Origin of the sequence: Polaromonas sp. (assembly GCF_030682935.1) — a bacterium.
Lineage (GTDB): Bacteria > Pseudomonadota > Gammaproteobacteria > Burkholderiales > Burkholderiaceae_C > Polaromonas.
On the sequence record NZ_JAUXNA010000345.1, the window covers coordinates 1 to 6,231 of the forward strand.

Here is a 6,231-nt window from a genome sequence, read left to right on the forward strand (position 1 = left end):
AGCCGCCATTTTTCTTTTGCCGCCGCGGCGACCCCGCACTTGCCCCAGAGTTGTCAAGCACAGGGCTTCCAAATACCCAAGAAAAATGCCAGTCAGTTCTTAACTGACTGGCATTACGCAGCCTGCGGGTTTTTTATGGGCGATGGCGGCTCAGCGGCCAATACAGAACACGGTAGGCAGATCCAGCGGGACAGCGGGCTTGTCGCGCTTCCAGATGCTCACCTGCGCGCTGCGGCACACGCCCTTGTCCATCGTCAGGCCGCAGCCCAGCGCCAGCCGGGTATTGCCCTGAAGCGTTTGCAGCAGCGCCTGCAGCAGGGCGGCGTTGCGGTAGGGTGTTTCAATGAAGAGCTGGGTCTGGCCGGTTTTCAGCGCCAGCGACTCCAGTTCCCGGATGCGCTGGGAGCGGCCGCCTGCGTCTTGCGGCAGGTAGCCGACAAATGCGAAGTTCTGGCCGTTCAGTCCGCTCGCGGCCAGCGCCAGCATCAGCGACATGGGTCCCGTCAGCGGCACCACCTGCAGGCCGAGGTCATGCGCGGCACGCACGACCGAAGAGCCCGGATCGGCAATGGCGGGCATGCCCGCTTCGCTGACCAGGCCCATGTCGCGCCCTTCCATCGCTAGCGCGAGCAGGGGGCGCGCGTCAAAATTGCCGGTGTGGTCTCCTTTTTTGTGAACCTCCCGTGGGAGTTCCTGAATTTGTTGCATCTGCACCGGATTGGCCAGGGGCTGCAGTTCGTTGATACGTTTTAAATAGGCACGCGTACTTTTTGCGTTCTCGCAAATCCAGCAGGACAGACGGGCCGCGATCTGCAGCGTGCCTAAAGGCATCACGTCTTGAAGCGGGGCTTCTATGTCGCAGCCGAAATCAAGCGGAGCTGGAACCAGGTAGAGTTTTCCTTTTGTGATGCTGCTCATGCTGAGACCTCCTGGTTACCCAGCAGGACCACGCCGGCTGCCTGGATCATTTTGCAGGTGCGGATCAGGGGTAGTCCGACCAGTGCGGTGGGGTCATCGCTTTCAATTGATTCGAGCAACGCAATGCCCAGGCCTTCGCTTTTGGCGCTGCCGGCGCAGTCATAGGGTTGCTCGGCGCGCAGGTAGTTTTCAATCTCGAAGTCCGTCAAATCGCGAAACCTCACCCGAACTGCGGCCAGGCTGCTCTCCTCAAACCCGCTTTCGAGGCACACCACTGCCAGCGCAGTCTGAAAAACCACAGTCTGGCCCCGCATCTGGCGCAATTGCTCCACCGCCCGTTCATGGGTGCCTGGTTTGCCCAGTGGCAGGCCATTCAGGTCGGCTACCTGGTCGGCGCCAATGACAACAGCTTGGGGGAAGTTGCTCGCAACCGCACGCGCCTTGCCCAAGGCCAGGCGCTCGGCCAGGCCGCGAGGGGTTTCTCCAGGCAACGGGGTCTCGTCCACCTCGGGCGCGGCGATGGTAAACGGAATTTGCAGGCGCTGCAGCAGTTCGCAGCGGTAGCGCGAGGTCGAGCCCAGTACTAAGGCGCGGGTTTTAGGTGGTGCGGCGACCAGTGAGGTTTCAGGGTTCATGCCCTGATTCTCTTACACTGCACACATGACCAGATCTCTTCAAGCCACGCGGCTCAACATACAGGCCCTTGCCCAGGAGGGCGTGCCCTTCATCGCCAGCACTTTGCTACAAAACATGGAGCGTCTTGCGCAAGAGGCGCAAGACCTTCAGCCCGATTCGGCCGTGCATTGGCAGGCCCGGGCCGAGCTGCGACCCTGTGCCGGTGCCGACGACCAGTTGTGGCTGCACCTGCAGGCCAAAGTGGCGTTTCCGCTGACTTGTCAGCGATGCATGGGTGTTGTGCTGACGCCGCTGGAAGTGGATCAGTGGTACCGCTTTGTGGCCAGCGAAGAGGTCGCCATGGCCGAAGACGACGCGTCAGAAGAAGACCTGCTGGTCATGGCGCCGCAGTTTGATCTGCTTGCCGTGCTGGAAGACGAGTTGCTGATGGCGCTGCCGCTGGTGCCCATGCACGACGAGTGCCCGGAGGCCCCCGTGCTGCGGGCTGGCGAGGATGCGCTGGCGGGCGAAGCGAATGAGAAACCGAATCCCTTTGCGTTGCTGGCGCAGCTTAAAAAAGAAAAATGAGCGAATCAAGGCTGATTTTCAGCGTCGATGGGTGCGCGTTGGCGCAGCCCATGAGTCGGGTGAATCAGTCTGGATAAAAGCGGCTCAGTCTCACGCTATAATCTGAGGCTTCGCGTACCAATGTAGTGTGCTGCCTCTTGTTGATTAATACAGGAGTCCAGTCACCAGAATCCGAAATTTGGTGCGTAATTTACCAACACTGCATCCCGTCAGGAGCGAATTATGGCCGTCCAGCAAAACAAAAAGTCACCTTCCAAGCGCGGTATGCACCGCTCGCACAATGCACTGAACGTGCCGGGTATTGCTGTGGAGTCCACCACCGGCGAAATCCATCTGCGTCACCACATCAGCCCCACCGGTTTTTACCGTGGTCGCAAAGTGTTGAAAACCAAATCTGAAGCCTGATTTCGCGCTTTAAGCACTGGCCCGCACTCATCCTGCGGGCCTTTCTTTTTCCAAAAGTCAAATACTTGACTGCACCGGTCTTCTTATGATCAGGATTGCTGTCGACGCCATGGGCGGGGATGTCGGTCCCGCCGTTACGCTCCCGGCTTGCCTGGCTTTTCTGGATGCGCATCCAGAGGCTTCGCTGATGCTGGTGGGGCTGCCGGAGGTCTTGGCTGCGCATCCCTTGCATGCCCAGCTGCAATCACACGCCCGCTGCCAGATAGTTGCCGCCAGTGAGGTCGTCACGATGGATGATCCCCTGGATATTGCCCTGCGGCGAAAGAAAAATTCGTCGATGCGGGTGGCGATAAATCTGGTCAAGGAGGGTGTTGCCCAGGTTGCCGTGTCGGCCGGCAATACCGGCGCCCTGATGGCTATAGCCCGCTATGTACTCAAAACCGTCGAGGGTATCGATCGGCCAGCCATCGCTTCGCAGTTGCCCAACGCGACGGGTGGTGCCACCACCGTGCTGGATCTGGGGGCCAATGTGGACTGCACCGAAGAGCACTTACTGCAGTTCGCGGTGATGGGGTCGGCGCTGGTCGCGGCCATCGGCAACAATCCTGCGCCCAGTGTCGGTTTGCTGAATATCGGCGAAGAGGCGATAAAAGGCAGCGAAGTGATCAAAAAAGCCGGAAAATTGTTGCGATCGGCGTCTAATTCCGGCGATCTGAATTTCTATGGAAATATCGAGGGTAATGATATTTTTAAGGGCACGACAGATATTGTGGTGTGCGACGGCTTTGTGGGGAATGTGGCGCTCAAGGCCAGCGAAGGTTTGGCCAGCATGATCGGCAGCTTTATCAAGGCGGAATTTTCTCGCAATATATTTACAAAAATTGCAGCTATCGTCGCCTATCCGGTGTTAACTGCATTTAAAAATCGCGTTGACCATCGTCGTTACAACGGGGCTGCACTGCTGGGCCTGCAGGGCCTGGTGTTCAAGAGTCATGGTTCCGCAGATGCGTTTGCGTTTGAGCGGGCGCTTAATCGGGCTTATGATGCGGCTCGGAACAACTTGCTTGAGAGAGTTCGCGAACGCATTGCCCATGCCGCTCCTTTGCTGGTCGCGGCACGAGGGGCGCCGTCGCTCAGTGTGGCGCCTGCGGCTTTTTCGATGGCAGTCGACTCACCCGTTTCAACTCCGGCACATTAATTCATGACCCGTTACTCACGTATTACCGGCACTGGTAGCTATTTGCCACCGCGCCGACTGACCAACGCCGAACTGGCTGCCGAACTGGCCACCAAGGGGGTTGAATCCTCCGACGAATGGATTGTGGCGCGCACGGGCATTCAGGCCCGCCATTTCGCCGGACCCGATGTTTCCAGTAGCGATCTTGGCGTAGAGGCTGCAAAAAATGCACTGGAAGCGGCCGGCTTGCTGCCCTCGGACATTGATCTCATCATTGTTGCGACGTCAACGCCGGACATGGTGTTCCCGTCGGTGGCGTGCATTTTGCAAAACAAGCTGGGTATTGCCGGTTGTCCTGCCTTTGATGTCCAGGCTGTTTGCAGTGGATTCATCTTTGCATTGACCGTGGCCGACGCCATGATCAAAACCGGTTCAGCCACGAAGGCGCTGGTGATAGGCGCCGAAGTGTTTTCGCGTCTTCTGGATTTTTCAGACCGGACTACCTGCGTGCTGTTCGGCGATGGCGCGGGCGCGGTGGTGCTCGAAGCGTCCGACACCCCCGGCATCCTTGCCAGCGACCTGCACGCTGACGGCAAGCATGTCGGTATCTTGTGCGTACCCGGCCATGTATCGGGCGGTCAGACACTGGGCGACCCTTTCCTGAAAATGGACGGGCAGGCCGTGTTCAAGCTGGCTGTGGGTCTGCTCGAGAGCACGGCCCGTGCCACCCTGACCAAAGCGAACATGACCGAAGCAGATATCGACTGGATGATCCCCCACCAGGCCAATCTCCGCATCATGCAGAGTACTGCCAGGAAGCTGAAGATTCCGCTGGAGAAGGTGATCGTCACGCTTGACCAGCATGGCAACACGTCTGCGGCATCCATCCCGCTTGCGCTGGATGCATCCGTGCGCAGCGGAAAAGTTAAGAAGGGCGATACCCTCATGCTTGAGGGCGTGGGTGGCGGTTTTACGTGGGGTTCCGTTCTTCTCACGTACTGAGATGATTGCAGCACTGCGTCAGCCCGGCCCTGACAGGCGACAGGTGGCCGCTTGAACTTCAGACAAACTGGTCCGATGGCCCGAGTGGATCGTGTTACGGCCCTCTTGTTGCTGACGGCGTTTGCATTGGCCGGGTGGAAAACGTTTAACCGCTCGCCTGCTGCGACCTTTGTGCCGGTGACCCAGCAGGGTGCATCGTCGGCAAGCGCCCCGAACGATGCCACCAAATATTCTTCAACCGCAAGTCTGCAGCGGCAGTCGCGTGGCAGCAACTTCCGGTTCGACGCAAATTTTGTCTCCGCTGCACCAGGCCTGGCCGTGCATGCCGCTTCCATCGTCGAGTTGAATGACGGCCGCTTGCGGGCGGTCTGGTTTTCAGGCTCCCGCGAAGGTGCGGGAGACGTTTCCATCCGAAGCGCTGTGATGGATGCAGCGAGCTTGCGCTGGGGTGAGGAAAGTGTGATTTTCGACCGGCAGCGAATTCAGCAAGGGCTTTGGCGCTACGTCAAAAAACTGGGCAATCCGGTGATCGCCCGCGCGCCCGATGGATCGCTCCACCTCTGGATGGTCAATGTTTCCCTGGGCGGATGGGCTGGCAGTTCCATTGCCTGGACCCGCTCCATGGACGACGGGGCCACCTGGAGCGAGCCCCGTCGACTGGTGACGTCGCCTTTCCTCAATATCAGCACACTGGTCAAAGGGGCGCCCATCGCCTACCAGGATGGCCAGACCGGGTTGCCGACCTATCATGAGTTCGTGACAAAATTTGCTGAAGTGCTGCGGATCAATCCGCAAGGGCAGGTGGTCGACAAAGTCCGTATCCCCGGCAGCCAGGGCAGCCTGCAACCGGTGGTGTTGGTAGCCGGTCCGAAACAGGCGCAAATCTACATGCGCTCGGGCAAAGCCAAGGTCCTGATGGCATCCGCGACGGAGAATGCTGGCAAGACCTGGTTGTCAAGCCATGCCAGCACTTGGCCGAACCCTGATTCAGCGTTGGCCGGGGTCGTGTCCCGAACCGGCGTGCAGTGGCTGGCCTTGAATCCGGCGCCCAAAGACCGTGAAACGCTTGCGCTGTTGTCGTCGAGTACCGGGGGCAGTTTTAAGGGCGCGCAGCCGTGGATTGTGGAGTCGTCCGCCACCCCGAAAACACGTCCTTCGCCGGGCGACTATGAACGTTTGCTGGGTAGCGAACTCAAGGCGCACGGGGCCAGCGAAGCGCAGATAAAAATCTATGTTGCCAGCGCCAAGCGACAGCTTTGCAGCGCAGACAACTGCCTGCAGGAATTTTCATACCCTTATTTGCTGCAAAGCCGCGATGGTTACATCCATCTGGTGTACACATGGCACCGCACGCGTATCAAGCATGTGCGTTTCGACCCCCTGCAACCCATTCCAGCTGCCCCGGCAGCCCTGATTCATGCTTCCGCCCCTGACTGATCTGGTGGCCCTGCTGGGCTTTGTGGGCATGTTTGCGCTGATGGCGGTGCGCGTGCCCATCGGCATTGCCATGGGCATTGCGGGCGTGG

General features: G+C 59.2%; 7 protein-coding genes. 5 read left to right on the forward strand and 2 right to left on the reverse strand.

All coding sequences use genetic code 11. The features are described from left to right. Window positions 1-150: 150 nt before the first annotated feature. Both Q8K05_RS15860 and Q8K05_RS15865 read right to left on the reverse strand, forming a co-directional pair. Window positions 151-918, reverse strand: coding sequence for an SAM-dependent methyltransferase (locus Q8K05_RS15860; protein ID WP_305247582.1), 768 nt, complete (start codon window positions 916-918; stop codon window positions 151-153). After that, window positions 915-1,553: a Maf family nucleotide pyrophosphatase gene (locus Q8K05_RS15865; RefSeq protein WP_305247583.1), complete on the reverse strand. Its 639-nt coding sequence runs from the start codon at window positions 1,551-1,553 to the stop codon at window positions 915-917. Before Q8K05_RS15865 ends, Q8K05_RS15860 begins: the two co-directional genes overlap by 4 nt. 25 nt (window positions 1,554-1,578) lie before the next feature. On the opposite strand from Q8K05_RS15865, the gene Q8K05_RS15870 reads away from it, so the two are divergent. The 5 genes from Q8K05_RS15870 (at window position 1,579) to Q8K05_RS15890 (ending at window position 6,142) form a co-directional block, all read left to right on the forward strand. Further along, window positions 1,579-2,121, forward strand: a complete 543-nt coding sequence (locus Q8K05_RS15870; RefSeq protein WP_305247584.1) for a DUF177 domain-containing protein — start codon at window positions 1,579-1,581, stop codon at window positions 2,119-2,121. Between the two features lie 222 nt (window positions 2,122-2,343). Beyond that, window positions 2,344-2,526, forward strand: a complete 183-nt coding sequence (gene rpmF, locus Q8K05_RS15875) for a 50S ribosomal protein L32 (RefSeq protein ID WP_293470865.1) — start codon at window positions 2,344-2,346, stop codon at window positions 2,524-2,526. A gap of 85 nt (window positions 2,527-2,611) precedes the next feature. Further along, window positions 2,612-3,724, forward strand: coding sequence for a phosphate acyltransferase PlsX (gene plsX / locus Q8K05_RS15880; protein WP_305247585.1), 1,113 nt, complete (start codon window positions 2,612-2,614; stop codon window positions 3,722-3,724). 3 nt (window positions 3,725-3,727) lie between these two features. After that, window positions 3,728-4,705, forward strand: coding sequence for a beta-ketoacyl-ACP synthase III (locus Q8K05_RS15885; RefSeq protein ID WP_305247586.1), 978 nt, complete (start codon window positions 3,728-3,730; stop codon window positions 4,703-4,705). 75 nt (window positions 4,706-4,780) lie between these two features. Further along, entirely contained in the window at window positions 4,781-6,142 is a 1,362-nt protein-coding gene (locus tag Q8K05_RS15890) for an exo-alpha-sialidase (RefSeq protein WP_305247587.1), read from the forward strand. Window positions 6,143-6,231 lie beyond the last annotated feature (89 nt).